Source organism: Martinezella tropici (assembly GCF_008370325.1).
GTDB lineage: Bacteria > Pseudomonadota > Alphaproteobacteria > Rhizobiales > Rhizobiaceae > Rhizobium > Rhizobium tropici_B.
Map to the genome: position 1 here is coordinate 133,288 of NZ_VNIP01000006.1, position 20,006 is coordinate 153,293.

Sequence of the window (20,006 nt, forward strand, 5' to 3'; positions counted from 1 at the left end):
TGTCCGTAATGGTCTCAAAATTCCGGTTCGAGCATGATGGTCGCTAACGGAGGCAGCGTTATTATCGCTTGTACGCCCCCACCTGCACTGACGGCCTGTACGCGCCCGCCATTTCCTTTGCCGCTGCCGCCGTAGATATCGGCATCGGTATTCAATATTTCGCGCCACCGCCCCTCAGCTGGCAGGCGCAAGGTATAGTTCTCGCGATAGACTGGCGTAAAATTGGTGATTACGGCAACCGGCTTTTCGCCCGGCGCCTTGCGCAGCCACGCGAAGACCGAGTTTTCGAAATCATCGACGACAAGCCATTCGAAGCCGTCTCCCTCGCAGTCGCGGGCATGGAGCGCCGGCTTGCTGCGATAGGTGAAGTTGAGATCGCGCACGAGACGCCGCATGCCCTCATGCATGCGGTATTGCAAAAGGTTCCAGTCGAGCGCGCGCTCTTCGCTCCACTCGCTCCATTGGGCGAATTCCTGACCCATGAACAGCAGCTTCTTGCCGGGGTAGCCCCACATGAAGGCATAATAGGCGCGCAGGTTGGCGAATTTTTGCCAGTCGTCGCCTGACATCTTGGCGATCAGCGATCCCTTGCCGTGGACGACTTCATCATGCGAGAGCGGCAGGACGAAATTTTCCGAGAAGGCGTAGATCAGCCCGAAGGTCAGCTCGTTATGGTGATACTTACGATGCACGGCCTCGCGGGAGAGATAGCTCAGCGTATCGTGCATGAAGCCCATGTTCCACTTGAAGCCGAAGCCGAGGCCGCCTTCATGGACGGGCTGCGACACTTTCGGCCAGGAGGTCGATTCCTCAGCGATCGTCATGACGCCGGGATGAGCCCCATAGATCCGGGCGTTCATCGACTGCAGGAAGCGGACGGCCTCGAGATTTTCGTTGCCGCCATATTCGTTCGGTATCCATTCGCCATGCTTGCGCGAATAATCGAGGTAGAGCATCGAGGCGACGGCATCGACGCGTAAACCGTCCAGGTGGAATTTTTCGGCCCAGTAGAGCGCATTGTTCAGGAGATAGGCGAGCACCTCGGTACGGCCGAAATTGTAGATTGCCGTGTTCCAGTCGGGATGAAAGCCCTTGCGCGGATCTTCGTGCTCATAAAGCGCCGTGCCGTCGAACCAGCGCAGGCCATGCTCGTCGGTCGGAAAATGAGCCGGCACCCAGTCCAGTATGACGCCGATGCCGACCTTGTGACAACCGTTGACGAAACGGGCAAAGCCCTCCGGCTCGCCGAAGCGGGCGGTTGGCGCATAGAGGCCGGTGGTCTGATAGCCCCAGGATGGATCATAGGGGTGCTCGGTGATCGGCAGGAATTCGATATGGGTGAAGCCCATGTCGACGCAATAGGGGATGAGACGCGAGGCAAGCTCGTCCCACGAGAGCATCGAGCCGTCATCGCGACGCTGCCAGGAGCCGGCATGCACCTCGTAGATGCTGATGGGCTGGCGGCGCTGGTCGACGCTTGCCCAATGCTCGCGGTGAGCCGAATCCTCCCAGGCCTGGCTGAGTTCGGCGGCCGTGACCGAAGCGGTCTTGGGGCGCAATTCGCTGCGGCGGGCGAAGGGATCGGCCTTCAGCGGCTGCACCACGCCGTCATGGCCGCGGATCTCGAACTTGTAGGCCACGCCGGCCGGCACGTCCGGAGCGAAGATTTCCCAGATGCCGGAGTCGGAGCGGAAGCGCATGACATGCCGGCGGCCATCCCAATTGTTGAAATCGCCGACCACCGAAACCCGCTGCGCATTCGGCGCCCATACGGCGAAATGGAAGCCCTGGACGCCTTCATGCTTCATCGGGTGCGCACCCATCTTGTCGAACAGGCGCAGATGCGTGCCCTGACGGGCGAAATAGTCATCCATCGGCCCGAGGATCGGGCCAAAGCTATAGGGATCGGTCACTGCCCATTCGGCATCGCCGCGCCTGGCGCGATAACGGAGCGGCTGCTGCTTGCCGAGCTTCACGACACCGGAAAAGAAGCCCGCCGGATCGAGGCAATCCAGCTCGCCGATGACCGAGCCATCCAGCGCCAAGGCGGTAACGGCTTCCGCGCCGGGGATGAAACAACGTGCCACATAGCCGTCATCCGTCTTGTGGGTGCCGAGGACGGCGAACGGATCGGAATGGGTGCCTTTGAGAATCGCAGCGATCTCGTCTGCCGAAATATCCCTCAAGCTGGCGCCATCGCCGGGCTTTTTCGGCTTCTTCATCCGGCTCTCCAGATTTCCTTGGCGTATTGGCGGATCGTACGGTCGGAAGAGAACCAACCCATGCGAGCGGTGTTGTTGATCGTCTTGGCATACCATTCCGACGGATTGGCCCAGAGAATATCGACTTCGCGCTGCGCCGACGCATAGGCGTCGAAATCGGCGGCGACCATGAACCAGTCGTGGCTGTAGATGCCGTCTATCAGGCTGGCATAGCGATTGCGGTCATCAGGAGAGAAGACGCCCGAGGCGATGGCCGATAGCGCCTGCGCGAGCTCGCGCGAACGCTCGATAATGGCGCGGGGATCGTGGCCGTCGCTGCGGAGGTTGGCGACCTCATCGGCCTTGAGACCGAAGATGATGATATTGTCCTCGCCGACATTGTCGCGCATTTCGACATTGGCGCCGTCAAGCGTGCCGATCGTCAAGGCGCCGTTGAGGCCGAACTTCATGTTGCCGGTGCCTGATGCTTCCATGCCGGCGGTGGAGATCTGTTCCGAGAGGTCGGCGGCCGGAACCATGACCTCGGCAAGCGAGACATTGTAGTTCGGCACGAAGACGACCTTCAGCAGGCCGCGCACGGATGGATCGTTGTTGATGACGCGGGCGACATCGTTGATCAGCTTGATGATCAGTTTTGCGTTGTGATAGCTCGGTGCCGCCTTGCCGGCGAAGAGCTTGACGCGCGGCTGCCAATCCAGTTCGGGATGCGAGCGGATCTGATCGTAGAGCGCCACGGCTTCGATGACGTTCAGAAGCTGGCGCTTGTATTCGTGAATGCGCTTGATCTGGATATCGAACATCGCATTCGGATCGAGCTTGATGCCCATGCGGCTGGCGACGAGGTTGGAGAGCTGCACTTTGTTGGCACGCTTGACGGCGGCGAACTTCTCCTGGAAGGCGCTGTCGCGGGCGAACTGATCCAGCGGCTTCAACTGCTCGGCATCGTCGAGGAACGCGTCGCCGATGGTTTCGCGCACGAGGCTGGTCAAGCCCGGATTGCACTGCATCAGCCAGCGGCGCGGCGTGATGCCGTTCGTCTTGTTGTTGATGCGGTCGGGGTAGAGCTTGTGCAGGTCGGCGAAGACCGTGACCTTCATCAGGTCGGTGTGAAGCGCCGAAACGCCGTTGATCGAATGCGAGCCGACAAAGGCAAGGTTGCCCATGCGCACACGACGATCGCCGTTTTCGTCGATCAGCGAGATCGAGCGAATTTCCGTATCGCTGAAGTTGCGCAGCTTGCGTGCCTCGACAAGAATCTTGGCGTTGATGGCGTAAACGATCTGCATGTGGCGCGGCAAAAGCCGCTCGATCAGCGGAACGGGCCAGCTTTCCAGCGCCTCCGGCAGCAGGGTATGGTTGGTGTAGCCGAAGGTGTTTCTGGTGATATCCCAGGCCTTGTCGAAGTCGAAGCCGTGGACATCGACCAGCAGGCGCATCATCTCGGTGACGGAAACGGCCGGATGCGTATCGTTGAGCTGGATCGCAACCTTGTCGGCGAGATTGGTCAGATCGTCATATTGCTGCAGATGGCGGCGCAAGATGTCCTGCAGGGATGCGGAAGAGAAGAAGAACTCCTGGCGCAGGCGCAGCTCTTGGCCAGCGGGCGTCGCATCGGCCGGATAGAGGACGCGCGTCAGGCTTTCGGCCTTGTTGCTCTCGCGCAGCGCGCCGATATGGTCGCCGGCGTTGAAGGCATCGAGCAGGATCGGATCGATCGGCTGCGCCGACCAGAGGCGCAGCGTGTTGACGCGCTTGCCGCGCCAGCCGACGACGGGCGTGTCGAAGGCGGTGGCAATGACGCGCTCGGCCGGCTTCCAGACGTAACGCGGCTGATCGTCATGGCCGTTGACGGTCTCGACAGCGCCGCCGAAGCCGATTTCATAGGAGCTTTCCTGACGTTCGAATTCCCAGGGGTTGCCGTGCGCCAGCCAGGTTTCGGGCAGTTCCACCTGCCAGCCATCGGCCATCTGCTGGCGGAACAGACCGTGGACATAACGAATGCCGTAGCCATAGGCCGGCACATCGACCGTTGCCATGGATTCCATGAAACAGGCGGCGAGACGGCCGAGGCCGCCATTGCCGAGGGCCGCATCGGGCTCGATGCCGGCGATGACACGGATGTCGACGCCGAGCGAGGAAAGCGCGTTGGTGATCTCCTCCATCAGGCCGAGATTGGAGACGGCATCGCGCATCAGGCGGCCGATCAGGAATTCGAGCGATAGATAGTAGACACGCTTGGCACCGGTCTCATAGGTCTTGCGGGTCGATTCAATCCACTTGTCGATGACGCGGTCGCGAATGACGAGGATTGTTGCCGTCAGCCAGTCATGCGGTTTGGCGACCTTGGCGTCCTTGCCGATACGATAGGTCAGGCGCTCGATGATTTCTTCAGCAAGGATTTCGGGGCGGGAACTGCGTGGGGCTGGAACGGGGAGATCGGCCGTCGTCAAGTTATTCATATTATCAACTCTCGCCATTTGTGATTTATATTCAGGGTGTTACGCCTGCGTAAAATCAAATTGCCTTTCCGTTTCACTATCAGTTTACGCACTGATGTAAAGCAGTTGCAACACGCGAGTTGAGCGGATGCGAAAATAGCCGCGAAAGATTTCCCCTTTGCGGGAAAAGACTTGATTTCGATAATGTTTCGGGCTGTTATTCGCGCATCGAACAAACGAAAAGCCGCGCGATACTCGTATCGCGCGGCTTTTTCTTTGATGGGTATCTGTGGTTGCTTGGCATGAATGCCGGGCGCGATCACTTGGTCAGGAGCGTCATTTGCTTCGATGTTTCGGTGGCGATTGTCGCAAAGGCCTTGAAGAGATCGGCCGCACTTTGGGGCGTAAAATAGTCGGAAGGCGAGGTAGCGCAGTACTTCAGCAGTGCTTGGCCATTTTCTGGTGCCATAAAGGCAATGGTATATACATGGATGCCGTTGCGGCGTGCCTTATCGCATTGGATTTTGGTATCTGTGTCAGCATTTGCTACGTTGTTGTTGCCGTCGGTCATGAACACGATGTACATGGTCGGATTTGTGACGCCGCTCTTATTCTTATGTTGGAGCTGCTCATTCGTCAGTCCTGCTGTTGTAGACGGTTTCGTCAACGCATCGACTGCCGCCGTAAAAGCGGGCGCCGAATTTGTAGAGCCATCTGACGTCAGGTTGTTGACATATCTTGTGACGCCGCTCTCGCCCCAAGCCAGAGAAGTCGCGGTCTGGGCGACAGAATTATAGGAATCCGCACCGGTGCGAACGTATATCATGTTGGGATCGGCGCTATTCAGTTGCGCGGCGAGATTGGACGTCGCAATTTTTAGCGATTCCATTTTCGTATAGTAATTCGCCGTGGTTGCGGTGCATGTACCCCACACCTGCCAGCCGTTCGTATTTGTTTTTAAACATCCATACGTATAGGTTTTGGTGGGTTGCTCGGTGTTGACGGTATCGGTGGCTTCATCCATTGAGCCGGAGCGGTCCAGAACGAAATACATCGACAACGCGTTTTTCTGGGTTTCGGAAGTTTTGCCGCTGATCGAGGTACTAGAGGCGGCGATATTCATTGAACTTTGGCCGAGCAGGCGGGTCATGCCGTTCACGGGCATTGAATATGACGCACTCACGACGACTGAGTAGGCGGAATTTCCGGAGGAATCAGTGGTCTTTGTTACTGCGGTGTTGGTGCCGGCCTTCAGCGAGCTCGTAGTATTTGTATCCCCGCCGAGATAATTAGACATCTGGCCAAGGACGAAGTTGTTGGCGAGATCCTTGGCTGATGTCGTGGTCGCGCTACCGTCGGCGAGCGCTGTCGCCGCAGCGAGCGCGGCGGAGTCCGTTGCTTCCTGAAGCTCGCTGTGCGACAGCGACATATTGGTGACGTCTACCGCCATGCCGCCCGCCGCTACCAATACGGGTACGGCAATCGCCGTTAGGATGCCAAAATTCCCGGCTCTGTCGCGTAGAAGTTGTTTTAATGCGCAAAGTATATCAGAGCCGGCAATCATCATGTCCGCCTATTAGAAAGAGTTAGATTCTAAGAACAGCGGGACTATCAATTACAAATATTAGTTGAAGGTTTAAGCGGCCAGTTGATTTTTAACAAACTACATAATCTGGCGCGATTTGCTTCTGGCTTTTACTACTTTAAGTATATTCTATTTTAGTGGAATAACATCTACGGCCTGAACGGCCTTCTGGCTGCCATAGCCTTTGAGCACGCCGATGACGGGGGCAACGTCCGAATAATCGCGGCCATAAGCAACGACGATATGGTCCATTCCGGCGGGAATATTGTTGGTCGGATCAAGCTCGATCCAGCCTGCCGTCTCCCCGCACCAGACGCGCACCCAGGCGTGCATGGCATCGGCGCCCTCAAGCCGTTCCTTCCCGGGCGGCGGGATGGTGCGCAGGAAGCCGCTGACATAGCCGGCGGGGATGCCGAGGCTGCGCAGCGCGATGATCATCACATGCGAGAAATCCTGGCAGACACCGCGCTTGAGACGAAAGGCTTCCTTCGGCGTGGTATCCACCGTCGTCGCCTTCGCGTCGTAGGTGAAATCCTTGTGTATCTGCGCACAGACCGCATGGGCGATCTGCAGCGTCGTCAGATTGGTCGATCGCCACTGCCTGCTGTAATCGGTGATTTCACTCGTCTCAGGCAGACGCGGGCTGCTGCCGAGGAAATGATGGGGCGAGGAAGGATCAATTGACCAGCAATCGTCGATTTCTTCAGGCAATTTGGCGAGCAGGGGCGAGAAGTCTGCCCCGACGGGCTGGCTTTCCACCTGCACACGCGCCTGCATGCGGATATCGAGCCTTTCATGCGGCTCGCGCATCAGGATCGAGGTTGCCGGGTGCTGGAAGAAGTCGGTGAAGTTCGATTGCTCGTCCGGGCCTGGGGTTATTTTCACCGAGCCGGCGATCAGCCGTTGCCGATGGGGCAGGGATAGCGGCATGACGCGCAATATATGCCGCGCGCCGCTTGCCGGCACGTCATAGATATAGCCCATGTGAAGCGAGAGATCGTAGAGCATTACGTCATCCGAGATAGGTGCGTGCCAGCAGGTCGGAAAGCCGCTCCAGTTCCCGTGCCAGCTGCTGATAGACTTCAACAGTCATTGCTTCGGGCGTCATCACTGCCAGGCCGGAATGCAGGCGCATGGCTTCGCGGAAGAAGGGCGACATCTGGCCGTTGACGAAAGCATTCGGCAGTTGCTCGACCTCGCGGTGGATCTCGTTCATCTGGAAGAGGATCGAGCGCGGATTAAGGGGATCGAGCGCCAGAAGGTCGGTCACTGTCAGGCGGGCGGTATTGACATTGTAGCGGCGGCGATGGGTCATGACGCTGTCGCCGATTTCCAGCAGCATGTCGAGCGCGCCATCGGGGGCATCGGGGCCGGACATATGGCCGAGCAGCCGCGTCATGTGCAGGCCGCGTTCGATATAGCGGCCGAGGGACAGGAAGCGCCAGCCGGTGAAGCGGTACATGTTTTCATGCACGAGACCGGCAAAGCCTGCGAGCTTACGTAACAGGATCGTCATGGCATGGCTGGCGTCATCGCCGTGCTTCACCCGTTCCTTGAAGCGGCGTGCCGTCTTGGCGAGGTCGTTCAGCGCCAGCCAGCCGTCCGGGGAAAACCGGTCGCGGATGTTGCTGGCCGAATAGACGGCGCTGTCGATGTTGCGAAGCAGGTTTTCCGGCACGGCCTGCTTGGTATCGATGTCGATGGCGGCGAGATAGGCGCTGACGTCGGCAAGTAGCGGCTGTGTCGGGTCCGCCGATTCGGCAAACCGCCCATGCCAGGCGCGCAGGATGCGCAGGGCCCCTTCGGCCCGCTCGATATAGCGGCCGAGCCAGAAGAGGTTATCGGCGGCGCGGCTTGGTAGGCTTCCCGGCATATTGCGGGTGAAGGTCTCTTCGGCGGGCAGCAGCGTGTGCGCCTCGACGGGTTTGTCGGAGACGATCCAGACATCGGCAGCCGCCCCCCCGGCCTGCATGGCAATGGCGGCAACATCGTCGCCGCTGCCGATGCGGGCAAAGCCGCCGGGCATGATCTGCCAGCCGTTTTCCGTGCGGGCGGCGAAGACACGTAGGCTCATCGGCCGCGGCGTCAGCTTGTTGTTGACCCAGGCGGGCGTCGTGGAAAGTGTCACGACCTCCTGGCCCACCAGCTTGTGACCCTCTGTCGCCAGCCAGTCCGCGATCGAATCGCGGGCGGTGCTGCGCAGCGTCGAGCCGAGCACGGATTGGCCGTTGTCGTCGAAGAAGGGCATGCGGGAATAGGCCGGGCCGATGACCATCTTCTCGATGTTTTCGGCGACATGTTCGCGCTCGCTCTTCTGGCCGCACCACCAGGTCGCGATCGACGGCAGCTTCAATTCCTCGCCGCGCAGATGCCGACAGATGGTCGGCATGAAGGCGAGCAGGGCGCGCGTCTCAAGGATGCCGGAGCCGAGCGCATTGACGATGGTCACGGTCTGCGCCCGCAGGGCCTCGACCAAGCCGGGCGTGCCGATATGAGAGTGCTGGTTGAGTTCCAGCGGGTCCGCATAGGCCGCATCGAGGCGGCGCCAGAGCACGCTGATCGGCCGCAACCCGGCGACGGTGCGCACCATCAGCTGGTCGTTGACGACGGTGATGTCCTCGCCCTCGAGCAGCATGAAGCCGAGATAGCGGGCAATATAGGCGTGTTCGTAATAGGTCTCGTTGGCCGGGCCGGGCGTCAGCACAGCGACGCGTCCCTCGCCACCGCGCTTGCCGCCCAGCAGGGCATCGCGAAAAGCGCCAAAGAAGGAGGCGAGGCGATGAACCTTGGTTTCCGCATAGATATCGGAGAAAGCGCGGGTGGTGGCGACGCGGGTCTCCAACGCGAAGCCGGCGCCTGACGGAGCCTGCGCGCGGTCGGCCAGCACCCACCAGTTTCCATCCGGGCCGCGGCCGACTTCGAACGCCAGGAAATGCAGATAGTGACCGTTCGCGGGCTTGACGCCGACGAGCGGACGCAGGAATTCCGGATTGGCCGCGATCAAGGCCGGTGGCAGCAAACCCTCGCTCACAAGCCGGCTGTCGCCGTAGATATCGGCCATGACCGCTTCGAGCAGATCGGCGCGCTGGCGCAGCCCTTCCGAAAGCGATTGCCATTCGCGTTCATCGATAAGCACGGGAATATGCGAGATCGGCCAGCCGCGTTCGCTGACGCCAGCCGTTCCATAGGCTCGATAGAAAACGCCTGCATCGCGCAGATAGCGGTCGGCCCGGGCGAAACGCTCCGTCAGCTCCAGTTCCGACATGCGCGACAGCGCCGAAAGGAGGTTTTGCCAGACCGGGCGCACAGCGCCTTTGTTGTCGACCATTTCGTCGGCGACGCCGGGCAAAGGACGATAGGCAAAGGCCGGATCCTTGCCGGTTCCGGTCTTTACGTCGCCCCGCCGTTCCGTCGCCGGTTTTCTAGCCATTCACAGTTCCGTCTCAAATTCCTGCCGGCCGCCTGAGGTCGAGCGTCAGCGGGAATTCCACCGACGCAGTCTCCGGTCTCAAGGCGTAGCCACCCGCTGTATGCCCCCAAGGTTCGAATCGCGCAAGTCGTCGCGCTTCCGCCTCGTTGCCGTTGACCGGGAATGTCTCATAGTTCCGGCCGCCCGGATGGGCGACATGGTAGATGCAGCCGCCGATCGAGCGCCGTGACCATGTGTCATAGATATCGAAGGTCAACGGCGTATCGATCGGGAGAACGGGATGCAGGCCCGAGGCCGGATGCCATGCCTTGTAGCGCACGCCGGCGACCGAAACGCCGGACACGCCCGTTGCCGTCAGCGGCACGGGGCGGCCGTTGCAGCTCACCGTATAACGCGATGGGTTTGATGTTTCGAACCGCACCTGCAGGCGTTCGACCGACGAATCGACATAGCGGACGGTTCCCCCAACCGCGCCTTCTTCGCCGAGCACATGCCATGGCTCCAACGCCTGGCGCAGCTCCAGCTTGTTGCCTTCATATTCGACCTCGCCGCAGAAGGGGAAGCGGAATTCGAGCTGCGCCTGGAACCATTCCGGAAGCACGCCGAAGCCGTTCTCACTGAGATCGGCGAGCACATCGAGAAAATCCTGCCAGACATAATGTGGCAGCATGAAACGATCATGCAGCGTCGTGCCCCATCGGGTGAATTTACCGTCGAGGGGATTGCGCCAGAAGCGGGCGATAAGGGCGCGGACCAGCAATTGCTGGGCAAGGCTCATGCGGGCGTTGGGCGGCATTTCAAAGCCGCGGAATTCGACGAGGCCGAGGCGTCCCGTCGGCCCATCCGGCGAGAAGAGCTTGTCGATGCAGATTTCCGAGCGGTGGGTATTGCCGCTGGAATCGGTCAGAAGATTGCGGAACAGGCGGTCCACCAGCCAGGGCAGCGGCGGGTTGCCGCGGCCGGGCGCAGGCACTTGGGCTACCGCAATTTCCAGCTCGTAGAGACTGTCATGGCGCGCTTCGTCGATGCGTGGGGCCTGGCTGGTCGGGCCGATGAACAGGCCGGAGAAGAGATAGGAGAGCGAGGGGTGTCGCTGCCAGTGCAGCACCAGGCTCTTCAGCAGGTCGGGACGGCGCAGGAAGGGACTGTCGTTCGGATTGGCCCCGCCAACGACGACATGGTTGCCGCCGCCGGTGCCGGTGTGACGGCCGTCAATCAGGAACTTGTCGGTGCCTAGACGCGTCTGCCGCGCCTCTTCGTAAACCGCCGTCGTAATGTTGACGCAGTCCTGCCAATTCGATGCGGGATGGACGTTGACCTCGATCACGCCCGGATCGGGCGCGACGCGGATGACATTGATGCGTTCGTCCTGCGGCGGCGAATAGCCCTCGATATGGACCGGTAGTCCGAGCTCAGCCGCTGCATTTTCCGCTGCAGCCAAAAGTTCGAGATACTGCTCGATCCCTTCGGTCGGCGGCATGAAGACACAGAGCCGGCCATCGCGCGGCTCGACAGAGATGGCTGTGCGCACCGCGCCGCGGATATCGCCAAGCGTCTGTTCTACGCGTGATTGCGCGCCTTCATCGGCCTGGAACGAGGCTTCCGGCATGGCACGGCCGGCGGGCACGATGACTTCAGGCAATGGCGTGCGCGGAATGGAGGGATCGACGGTATGGATATAGGGATACCGCGACGGCGGTACATAAGGCAGGGTGCCGAGCGGCAGACGGTAGCCGATCGGCGAGTCACCCGGCACCAGATAAAGTTTGCCGCGGCGCGTGCTCCATTTTTCGCTGACCCAGCGTGTGCCTGAGGCGCGCGCATTCCATGCCTGCACGGGAAGGACATAGCCGGTCGCCGTTGTCAGGCCACGCTCGAAGACGCGGGCAATACGGCTGCGTTCCTCGGGGTCCTTCAGCTTCGAATTGGACGGGTCGACATTTTCCGGCAGGCTGCCTTCCTTGATGATCCATTCGGCCGGGTCTTCATAGGCCGGCAGCACCATCTCTGGCTCGATCGCCAGCTCTTTGGCAATCGCAGTCAGAAGCTTTCCGGCGTCGTCCGCACTTGCGCCGGTCTTGACGGTCTCTTGCGCAATCAAGGCGGGGTTCTGCCAGACGGGCTTGCCGTCCTTGCGCCAGTAAAGCGAGAAGGTCCAGCGCGGCAGGCTTTCGCCCGGATACCATTTGCCCTGACCATAATGCAGGAAGCCGCCAGGCGCGAAGCGTTCGCGCAGGCGACGGATCAACGTATCGGCCTTTTCACGCTTGGTCGGGCCGACGGCGGCCGTGTTCCATTCGTCCGACTCGAAGTCGTCGATCGAGATGAAGGTCGGCTCGCCGCCCATGGTCAGGCGCACGTCGTCGGCTTGCAGGACACGATCGATCTCCTCACCGAGCGCATTCAGCGCATCCCAGCTTTCGTCGGAGAAAGGCTTGGTGATGCGAGGATGCTCGGCGACGCGGGCGACCCTCATCGCGAAGTCGAATTCGGTCCTGGCCTCGCCGAAATAGCCGCCCGAGATCGGCGCGGCGTTGCGGTAATGCGGCGTGGCCGCAAGCGGGATATGGCTCTCGCCGGTCAAAAGGCCCGACGTCGGGTCGAGGCCGACCCAGCCGGCGCCGGGAAGGTAGACTTCGGCCCAGGCATGCAGGTCGGTGAAATCGACTTCGGTGCCGGAAGGGCCATCGAGCGCCTTCAGGTCGGGTGTCAGCTGAATGAGGTAGCCGGAGACGAAGCGGGCGGCGAGGCCGAGATGGCGCAGAACCTGAACGAGCAACCAGCTCGTATCGCGGCAGGAGCCTTTCGCCTTTTCCAAGGTCTCCTCAGGCATCTGGACGCCGGCTTCCATGCGGATGACATAGCCGATCTCCTGCTGCAGCCGTGCGTTGAGGCCGACGATCATGTCGACGGTTTTTTGTTCCGAGCGGTCGAGCGTGGCGAGGAAGGCTTTCAGCCGGAGGCCGGGCTCTTCCGGCTTCATATAGATGGACAGATCCTCGCGGATGGTCTCGGGATAGTCGAAGGGCCATTTCGTGGCCTCCTCTTCGACGAAAAAGTCGAAGGGATTGTAGACCGTCATGTCGGCAACGAGATCGACCTCGATCTTCAGCTCGGTCACCGGATCGGGAAAGACGAAGCGGGCGAGATAATTGCCGTAGGGATCCTGTTGCAGGTTCACGAAATGATTTGACGGCGTGACCTTCAGCGCGTGGCTCAGCACGCGCGTCTTGGAATGCGAGGCGGGTTTCAGGCGGATGATCTGGGGACCGAGGCGAACCGGATTGTCGTATTTATAATGGGTGAGATGATAGATGCTTGCCTTGATCGCCATATGTCTCTTCGCCTAGCCCGCATCGTTGTGCGGTGATTGCTGTTCCCGAAGGCAGTGTGTGCAATGCAGCGAAAGAAAGCAAGGCATCTCTCGGTGCTTGGGAAGCTCTTGCCGTGTAACGCCAAAACAAAAACGGCGGGTTTTCGCCCGCCGTTCTGAAATCCCTGGCTTGCTGCTTGCAATCAGCTTCTGCCGAACTCGTCGACGAGGCGGATGATATCGTCCTCGCCGAGATAGGAGCCGGTCTGCACTTCGATGAGCTCCAGCAGGATCTTGCCGGGGTTCGACAGGCGATGCACTTCACCGAGCGGGATATAGACCGACTCGTTTTCGCGCAGCATCTGCACGTTTTCGCCGACCGTCACTTCGGCCGTGCCCTTGACGACGATCCAGTGCTCGGAGCGATGGTGATGCTTCTGCAGCGACAGTTTCTTGCCGGGAAGGACGAAGATGCGCTTGACCTGGAAACGCTCGCCGTTCAGCACCGACGTGTAGCCGCCCCACGGGCGATAGGAGGTCGGATGCGTCTCGGTGAGCTTGGCCGTCTTCTTCTCGCTTGCGAGCAGCTTGACGAGCTTGCCGACTTCCTGGCTGTCCTTGAGATGGCCGACATAGACGGCGTCCTCGCTGGCGATGACGGCGACGTCTTCAAGCCCCTGCACGGCGACGTGAAGGCTATGCGTCATCACGAGCGAATTCTTCGTGTTCACCAGTGTCGTGGCGCCGGCCGACACGTTGCCGCTTTCGTCACGATTGCCGACTTTCCAGACCGCGTCCCAGCTGCCGAGGTCGGACCAGGTGAAGGGCGAGGGAACGACGGCGGCATTCGCCGTCTTTTCCATCAGCGCGTAGTCGATGGAAATGTTGGGGCTCTTGGAGAAGGCGTCGGCATCCAGACGGGTGAAATCGAGGTCGCGGGTTGCCTTGGAAACGGCCTTGCTGGCGGTCTTCTCGACGTCGGACGCATATTCCTTCATTTCGTCCAGAAGCTGAGCGGCCGAAAACATGAACATGCCGGAGTTCCAGTAGAAGCTGCCGCTTGCCACCATCTCCTGAGCCTTGTCCAGCGCCGGCTTTTCGACGAAGCGCTTGACGGCATGAGCGCCGGTCGAAAGCGCCTTGCCGCTTTCGATATAGCCATAGCCGGTGGCCGGTTCCGTCGGCTTGATGCCGAAGGTGACGAGCTTGCCCTGAAGGGCGGTGTCGCGCGCCTGGCGCACGCAATCGTAATAGGTCGCGTTGGCGTCGATCTCATAGTCCGAGCCGAGGACGTGCATGATCGCGTCCTTGCCGAAAAGCTCGGTGACGAGCGCGGCTGCAGCTGCGACGGCGGCAGCGGTATTGCGGGCGACCGGCTCCAGCAGCACGGCTGCCAGTTTAAGGTCGAGCTCGCGGGCCTGTTCCGCAACGAGGAAGCGGAATTCCTCATTGGTCAGGACGATCGGCGCTTCGTAAAGCTCAGGATCGGCAACGCGCTCCAACGTGTTCTGAAACAGCGTCTTGTCGCCGATGAACTGGATGAATTGCTTCGGAGCGGATGCGCGCGATAGCGGCCACAGCCGTGTACCCTTGCCGCCTGCCATAATCACCGGAACGATCTTTGCTGCCATACTCTGCCTCTCCTAGACACTTCATTCGAGAGCCGGCCGCTAGGAAGCGCAACCGCTGCGCTTTCCGCCATGCTCCTTCGACAACGTCAATCGCCATTGCGATATTTTTCGGCAAAACGCTAGCGCTAATATGCCGGCAATGTAAACATTCGGCGATCTCGGCTCGGAAACTCCAATGAAAATCCGTTCAAGGCGCTGTTCTGAATGAAAAGGCGGAGGCCGTCGGGAAACGGTCTCCGCCATTGATGCAGGATTGCTCACTCGCAAACAGCAGTCTTCAGCGCTTCGCTGTCTACGCTTCCGCCCTGTCGTGCTGTTCTTCGTGCTGTTCGCCATGTGCGGGCACATGGTTGAGGGCGTTGCGCCTGTTGTAGCGGATCGACGACCAGAGTGAGATGCCGATCAGAGCCGCGCCGCCGAGGCCGGTGATGACTTCCGGAATGTGGAACAGCGTCTGCACATACATGATCACCGAGAGGATCAGGATGGCATAGAAGGCACCGTGCTCGAGATAGCGGTAATGGGCAAGTGTGCCCTTTTCCACCAGCATTATCGTCATGGAGCGGACATACATAGCGCCGATACCGAGGCCGATGGCGATGATGAACAGATTCTGCGTCAGGGCGAATGCGCCGATGACGCCGTCGAAGGAGAAACTGGCATCGAGGATTTCCAGATAGAGAAATGCGCCGAAGCCGCCCCTTGCGGCAGCACTCATCGTCTTTTGCGAGGCATCCAGGAACCCGGCCAGGACTTCGACCAGGAGGAAGGTCAGGAGACCGTAGATGGAGGCATGCAGGAAGGCCGTTGAATCGCCGCCGTCGAGCACGGAGCTGAAGATGAGAACAAGAACCAGCACGAAGGCGATTTCAACGCCCTTGACGGTTGCGAAATGCGCCATGCGCTTCTCAATGAAGCCGATCCAGTGCACATCCTTTTCGTGATTGAAGAAATAGGTCAGGCCGACCATCATCAGGAATGTGCCCCCGAAGGCGGCGATCGGCAGATGCGCATTCTGCATGATCTCAGCATATTGCTCCGGCCTGGTGGCGGCGAGCTTCAGCGCCTCCCACGGATTGATCCAGGCGGCGATCGCGACGATTGCCAGCGGAAAGACGATGCGCATGCCGAAGACGGCGATGATGATGCCCCATGTCAGGAAGCGATGCTGCCAGACTGGCGTCATCTCCTTCAGCTTGTTGGCATTGACGATGGCATTGTCGAAGGAGAGTGAAATTTCCAATACGGCGAGAACCGCGCAGATGAAGAAGGCCGTGGCGAGGCCACCCATCGTGCCGGTGGTGTTCCAGCCCAGGAAGGCGCCGAGAGCGAGGCCGCCGATGGTGACGACGAAGGCCCAGCCGAAATAGCCGAGTACGGATTTGGAGGCGGCTTGCGGTGTCATGGGCGCACCTCGCCACAAAGGAACTGATGATTTTCGGATGGGGCGGGCAGCCGTATGCCGAGGACGGCATGCGGGCGAGGCATGGTCAAGCTGTTCATGAAAGAAGTCCGCCGGCTCATCTGCAGGCGGTACCGACATCGCGAGAGCGCCGTAAAAACTCTCGCCAGAGGGGCCCGGCACCAAAGTTCAATCCGTCGCCGATGTCAGGAAGGCGCGGAGATAGTCCATAGTTAGTGAAGTCGCGACACAGGTCAAGAGTTGAAATAGTGGTCGCTCGGACTGCTCCCAATAATTGCGAACTCATAATTGCGAATTTTGGGAACCAAACGGAAAAGGCTGCGTTTGGCCCTCAAGCACGTTTGTGCCGTCCGCCAAGCGGATCCCTCGGGCGTATCCATCACCTTCAAAACAGCAATCGACAGGAGAAGCTCCGATGAGCCCTGACCCCATTTACCGCAAGGAACAATCGCAGAAGCCGGAATTGACGGAGCGGCAGAAGAAGGCGCGGCCGAATACGCTTCGCCAGGCTCAGGTCTTGCCGCCGCATCAAGTAGATCTGACGCTGCATCCCGTGACCCACGAGGACGTGCATGTCCCCGCCCATGTCAACGGCGCCGACCTCTCGCGCGAAGCGCCGGCCGATGCCAACCATGGCCACAAGCGGAAGAGCGGCTCGCAGCATTAGCCGGGCCGCGGCTAGTGCGACGACAATGCTTATTTATTTGTGCTGGGGCGCCTTGCCGTCGGAGGTGAAGTTGCCGTTGAAGCTCATCTCCGTCGATTTTGCCGAGCATTGGATGGCAACCGGCTTGCCTGCATAAGGATTGGCAAAGGTGCATGTACCCTTTGCTTCGACCTGGCTGGATATCTTGCTGCCGGCCCCGGTCGAAATGACATCGATCGGCAGCTGCGCGGTTCCCTTCTCGTTGCCGGGCTTGATGCCCTTGCCGTTGCCCTGGAATCCCAGCATCTTGCCGCCTGACGTAAAGATGAAGGTCACCGAGCCGTCGGGACCCGTCACGCTGGCGATCTCAGCCTTACACCCCTTGGAGGCATCGAGTTTGCCGACCATGAGTTTGGAACATTTTCCACTGACGACGGTGACGCCTTGCGACGGAAAATTTTCCACTGCGCCGGCCGAGGTGGCGGCCAAGACGGTCAATCCAAAAGCAATGCCTGCGAATCGCATAAGAAGGGCTCCTTTCAAGCCCATACAGGTTCGCCGATCAAAATGTGGCAGTCAACCCAAGGCGCGGCGCAAGCCCAGGCAACCGGCGTCGATCCGATCGCTCATTGCGCTTCAGGCTGGTGATCAGAGCACGCCGTTATCGCAAAACGACCGCTCAGGGTTGTGAGGATCTCAGTGTGGGGCTGATTCCTGAACGAGCGAGCCGATCAGCTGCAGCAAGGCATTCTGGCGGTTGCCGCCGCCAGCCAGGAATTCGTAGAGGGTCATGGTTTTCTCGCTGCCGCCGTCGACGACATAATCCGCCTGGCGAATGACGTAGACCTCGCCGCTCTCGGTGTCGCGGGCGAGATGGAACATGTATTCATCACCATTGGACTTATGGTTCTTGTAGAACTGCCGCTTCATCACCGTCATCTCATCCTCCCGTATGATCGATGCGCTGATATGACAGTAGGATGACGGCGCGGCCGGAAGTCAAGCGGCTTCTGGCGGGAACTTGTGTCGCAGGCGGCGCGCAACTCGCAATCGCCACGAACATCAGCATGTGATTGGCTATCTTCCAAAAGGCGATTATTCTCGACCTGCGCTCGAATTTTCGAGACGCGGCAAGTTGGAGATCGAAGCACATGAGAATGATGTTAGCGCTGGGAGCGATTTTGAGCCTGGCATGCGTCTCCGCAGGTGAGGCGCCTTCAAACTATCAGACCTATCACGGCATTCGCGCCGACAGCGATCCGGTGGTGCTGGCAAAATACGACAGGGCCCTCAATCGCTGCGAGCCCGAGGCCTATTCCTGGCACCGCGGCTCGCCGGATCCGAACAGCACGCTCTATTGGCTGGCACTGAGAGCCTGCCTCTATCGTCAGGGCTTTATCGATCGCGGTGCCTACGCATACCCGACGACGGCGGTGTTCCGGCATTTTCTGGATCGCTGACCGCTTTCCGTTCGCCCTGGTTCCCGGCGAGCTCTTTGGGCGATCCGCTCCAAGGCAAACTTGAAACTCAGCAGATTGTCGCAAACTAAAAAGGCCTTTCGATTTCTCGAAAGGCCTTTGCTTTTCAGCGAATTAGGATGGTGGGCGTGACAGGGATTGAACCTGTGACCCCTACGATGTCAACGTAGTGCTCTCCCGCTGAGCTACACGCCCATCCGATGGCGGCGCATAGATCACAAAACCTCGGTGGCCGTCAATAGGCTTTTTTTCGGTTTTGTGACGTTGCCGCCGAAAGCCTTACGCGGCAAGGAGTTTGTTGACCTCGTCGACCAGCTCGCGGAGGTGGAAAGGCTTGGAAAGGACCTTGGCATCCTTCGGCGCCTTCGAATCGGGGTTCAGCGCGACGGCGGCAAAGCCGGTGATGAACATCACTTTCAGGTCAGGATCGAGTTCGGTGGCGCGCCGCGCCAGCTCGATGCCGTCCATCTCCGGCATGACGATATCAGTCAAAAGCAGCGAGAACGGCTCTTCGCGCAGCCGGTCGTAAGCGCTTGCTCCATTGTCAAAGGACAAGACCTTGTAGCCGGCTTTTTCGAGTGCCTTCACGAGAAAGCGACGCATGTCGTTGTCGTCTTCGGCAAGAAGTATCTTCTGGGTCATCATCTCTATCGCTAATCAACTTTGTCTGTTGGACTTGTCCAGCTTTTAGGTTAGCGCCACGCCGTAAACAAGCCGTGAATAGTCGGCCAAAACGCGCCAATCCTGCTTTTGTTCAAAGCATGACTTCGTTCTGCGAAAACGCCCTGCGTTTCCGCTGAGCGGACATCGGGAGATTTCGAATACGGCGCTTTGGATTAAGGCCATTTCGGTCAAGTTACTATGGACTTGCGGTCATGCAACTGGCAACATGATTACTGCGACAAGTTGTTGACATGGTAAAGACGTTGATGTCCGCGGAAATGCGTAGTTTCGAGATTTTCGAGGTATTGGAGCCCGCCTCCCAGACCATACCGTTTGTCTACAGCTCGCCTCATAGTGGTCGCATCTATCCTCCCGATTTCATCGCCCAGTCCCGCCTGCAGGGCATCGCCATCCGCCGCTCGGAAGATCATTACGTCGACGAGCTTTTTTCGGCGGCGAGTTCCCTGGGCGCACCGCTGCTGCTTGCCAATTTTCCGCGCGCCTATATCGACGTCAATCGCGAGCCCTATGAGCTCGATCCGCGCATGTTCGAGGGTGCCCTGCCGCCTTACGCGAACATCAATTCCCTGCGGGTCGCCGGCGGGCTCGGGACGATCCCGCGCATCGTCGCCGAAAACATGGAGATCTATGCGCGCCGCGTGCCGGTCGAGGACGCGCTGAGGCGCATCGACACGATCTACAAGCCCTATCATGCGACGCTTCGGCGGCTGATTGCGCGCACCCATGTCAAATTCGGCTTCGGCGTGCTGGTCGATTGCCATTCCATGCCGGGCAATATCCGGATCGCCGGCAGCAATATGCGGCCTGATTTCATCCTCGGCGATCGGTACGGCACCAGCGCTTCGGCGGAGCTCTCGCGCGCGGCCATGCAGATCCTCGAGGAGCTCGGCTTCAACGCCGTGCGCAACAAGCCCTATGCTGGCGGCTTCATCACCGAGCATTACGGCCGTCCCACGCGCGGGCTTCACGCCCTGCAGATCGAAGTCAACCGTTCGCTTTATGTCGACGAGACGACGCTTGAGAAGCGCCCGGACTTCAATGAGGTGGCCGCCGCCATTACGCTGTTCATGAAGCGCATGGCCGAGCACGTGGAATCCTATACGGGCGATCCGGCACTGGCTGCGGAGTAGGGATATCTCGCACTCCGGGCTTGTCG

Annotated in this window: 14 protein-coding genes and 1 tRNA gene; 3 read left to right on the top strand and 12 right to left on the bottom strand. The window is 59.8% G+C overall.

Annotated features, from left to right (window positions below):
* Positions 1-14: 14 nt before the first annotated feature.
* From glgB to FP026_RS09090, 8 genes are all read right to left on the bottom strand, one after another.
* On the bottom strand, positions 15-2,222 hold the full coding sequence (gene glgB, locus FP026_RS09055) for a 1,4-alpha-glucan branching protein GlgB (RefSeq protein ID WP_149634301.1): 2,208 nt from the start codon (positions 2,220-2,222) through the stop codon (positions 15-17).
* Positions 2,219-4,681 carry a glycogen/starch/alpha-glucan phosphorylase gene (locus tag FP026_RS09060; RefSeq protein ID WP_149634302.1) on the bottom strand — a complete coding sequence of 821 codons (2,463 nt, stop codon included), beginning with the start codon at positions 4,679-4,681 and terminating at the stop codon, positions 2,219-2,221. The genes glgB and FP026_RS09060 overlap by 4 nt, the downstream gene beginning before the upstream one ends.
* Before the next feature lie 298 nt (positions 4,682-4,979).
* Positions 4,980-6,227, bottom strand: coding sequence for a vWA domain-containing protein (locus tag FP026_RS09065; protein ID WP_246665298.1), 1,248 nt, complete (start codon positions 6,225-6,227; stop codon positions 4,980-4,982).
* Between the two features lie 147 nt (positions 6,228-6,374).
* Positions 6,375-7,253, bottom strand: a complete 879-nt coding sequence (locus FP026_RS09070) for a transglutaminase family protein (protein WP_149634303.1) — start codon at positions 7,251-7,253, stop codon at positions 6,375-6,377.
* Positions 7,254-7,257: 4 nt separating this feature from the next.
* A complete protein-coding gene (locus FP026_RS09075) occupies positions 7,258-9,675 on the bottom strand; it encodes a circularly permuted type 2 ATP-grasp protein (protein ID WP_149634304.1) in 2,418 nt (805 codons plus the stop codon).
* A gap of 13 nt (positions 9,676-9,688) precedes the next feature.
* On the bottom strand, positions 9,689-13,009 hold the full coding sequence (locus FP026_RS09080; RefSeq protein WP_149634305.1) for a DUF2126 domain-containing protein: 3,321 nt from the start codon (positions 13,007-13,009) through the stop codon (positions 9,689-9,691).
* A 182-nt stretch (positions 13,010-13,191) separates the two neighbouring features.
* A complete protein-coding gene (locus FP026_RS09085) occupies positions 13,192-14,619 on the bottom strand; it encodes a mannose-1-phosphate guanylyltransferase/mannose-6-phosphate isomerase (RefSeq protein ID WP_149634306.1) in 1,428 nt (475 codons plus the stop codon).
* A gap of 292 nt (positions 14,620-14,911) precedes the next feature.
* Complete coding sequence (locus tag FP026_RS09090; protein WP_149634307.1) at positions 14,912-16,024, bottom strand: DUF475 domain-containing protein; 1,113 nt, start codon at positions 16,022-16,024, stop codon at positions 14,912-14,914.
* 433 nt (positions 16,025-16,457) lie between these two features.
* Here FP026_RS09090 and FP026_RS09095 point away from each other — a divergent pair, with 433 nt between their 5' ends.
* Complete coding sequence (locus FP026_RS09095; RefSeq protein WP_149634308.1) at positions 16,458-16,709, top strand: hypothetical protein; 252 nt, start codon at positions 16,458-16,460, stop codon at positions 16,707-16,709.
* Positions 16,710-16,742: 33 nt separating this feature from the next.
* On the opposite strand, the gene FP026_RS09100 is transcribed toward FP026_RS09095, so the two are convergent.
* Both FP026_RS09100 and FP026_RS09105 read right to left on the bottom strand, forming a co-directional pair.
* Complete coding sequence (locus tag FP026_RS09100) at positions 16,743-17,213, bottom strand: hypothetical protein (protein ID WP_149634309.1); 471 nt, start codon at positions 17,211-17,213, stop codon at positions 16,743-16,745.
* A 171-nt stretch (positions 17,214-17,384) separates the two neighbouring features.
* The gene (locus tag FP026_RS09105) at positions 17,385-17,627 is read right to left on the bottom strand and encodes a hypothetical protein (protein ID WP_149634310.1); all 243 of its coding nucleotides are present in this window, start codon (positions 17,625-17,627) and stop codon (positions 17,385-17,387) included.
* 212 nt (positions 17,628-17,839) lie between these two features.
* Here FP026_RS09105 and FP026_RS09110 point away from each other — a divergent pair, with 212 nt between their 5' ends.
* The gene (locus FP026_RS09110; protein WP_149634311.1) at positions 17,840-18,148 is read left to right on the top strand and encodes a hypothetical protein; all 309 of its coding nucleotides are present in this window, start codon (positions 17,840-17,842) and stop codon (positions 18,146-18,148) included.
* 138 nt (positions 18,149-18,286) lie between these two features.
* On the opposite strand, the gene FP026_RS09115 is transcribed toward FP026_RS09110, so the two are convergent.
* Positions 18,287-18,361 (bottom strand) — tRNA-Val (locus tag FP026_RS09115).
* An 84-nt stretch (positions 18,362-18,445) separates the two neighbouring features.
* The gene (cpdR1, locus tag FP026_RS09120; protein WP_004117561.1) at positions 18,446-18,808 is read right to left on the bottom strand and encodes a response regulator CpdR1; all 363 of its coding nucleotides are present in this window, start codon (positions 18,806-18,808) and stop codon (positions 18,446-18,448) included.
* Between the two features lie 272 nt (positions 18,809-19,080).
* Between cpdR1 and FP026_RS09125 the strand changes: the two genes are divergently transcribed.
* Positions 19,081-19,980 (top strand): N-formylglutamate amidohydrolase, encoded by a 900-nt coding sequence (locus FP026_RS09125; RefSeq protein WP_246665299.1) that lies wholly within the window; start codon positions 19,081-19,083, stop codon positions 19,978-19,980.
* The last annotated feature ends 26 nt before the right edge of the window (positions 19,981-20,006 follow it).

Bases quoted from the DNA above. Each gene is read 5' to 3' on its own strand.
- glgB (WP_149634301.1), bottom strand. From the start codon at position 2,222: ATGAAGAAGCCGAAAAAGCCCGGCGATGGCGCCAGCTTGAGGGATATT.
- FP026_RS09060 (WP_149634302.1), bottom strand. From the start codon at position 4,681: ATGAATAACTTGACGACGGCCGATCTCCCCGTTCCAGCCCCACGCAGT.
- FP026_RS09065 (WP_246665298.1), bottom strand. From the start codon at position 6,227: ATGATGATTGCCGGCTCTGATATACTTTGCGCATTAAAACAACTTCTA.
- FP026_RS09070 (WP_149634303.1), bottom strand. From the start codon at position 7,253: ATGCTCTACGATCTCTCGCTTCACATGGGCTATATCTATGACGTGCCG.
- FP026_RS09075 (WP_149634304.1), bottom strand. From the start codon at position 9,675: ATGGCTAGAAAACCGGCGACGGAACGGCGGGGCGACGTAAAGACCGGA.
- FP026_RS09080 (WP_149634305.1), bottom strand. From the start codon at position 13,009: ATGGCGATCAAGGCAAGCATCTATCATCTCACCCATTATAAATACGAC.
- FP026_RS09085 (WP_149634306.1), bottom strand. From the start codon at position 14,619: ATGGCAGCAAAGATCGTTCCGGTGATTATGGCAGGCGGCAAGGGTACA.
- FP026_RS09090 (WP_149634307.1), bottom strand. From the start codon at position 16,024: ATGACACCGCAAGCCGCCTCCAAATCCGTACTCGGCTATTTCGGCTGG.
- FP026_RS09095 (WP_149634308.1), top strand. From the start codon at position 16,458: ATGAGCCCTGACCCCATTTACCGCAAGGAACAATCGCAGAAGCCGGAA.
- FP026_RS09100 (WP_149634309.1), bottom strand. From the start codon at position 17,213: ATGCGATTCGCAGGCATTGCTTTTGGATTGACCGTCTTGGCCGCCACC.
- FP026_RS09105 (WP_149634310.1), bottom strand. From the start codon at position 17,627: ATGACGGTGATGAAGCGGCAGTTCTACAAGAACCATAAGTCCAATGGT.
- FP026_RS09110 (WP_149634311.1), top strand. From the start codon at position 17,840: ATGAGAATGATGTTAGCGCTGGGAGCGATTTTGAGCCTGGCATGCGTC.
- cpdR1 (WP_004117561.1), bottom strand. From the start codon at position 18,808: ATGACCCAGAAGATACTTCTTGCCGAAGACGACAACGACATGCGTCGC.
- FP026_RS09125 (WP_246665299.1), top strand. From the start codon at position 19,081: ATGGTAAAGACGTTGATGTCCGCGGAAATGCGTAGTTTCGAGATTTTC.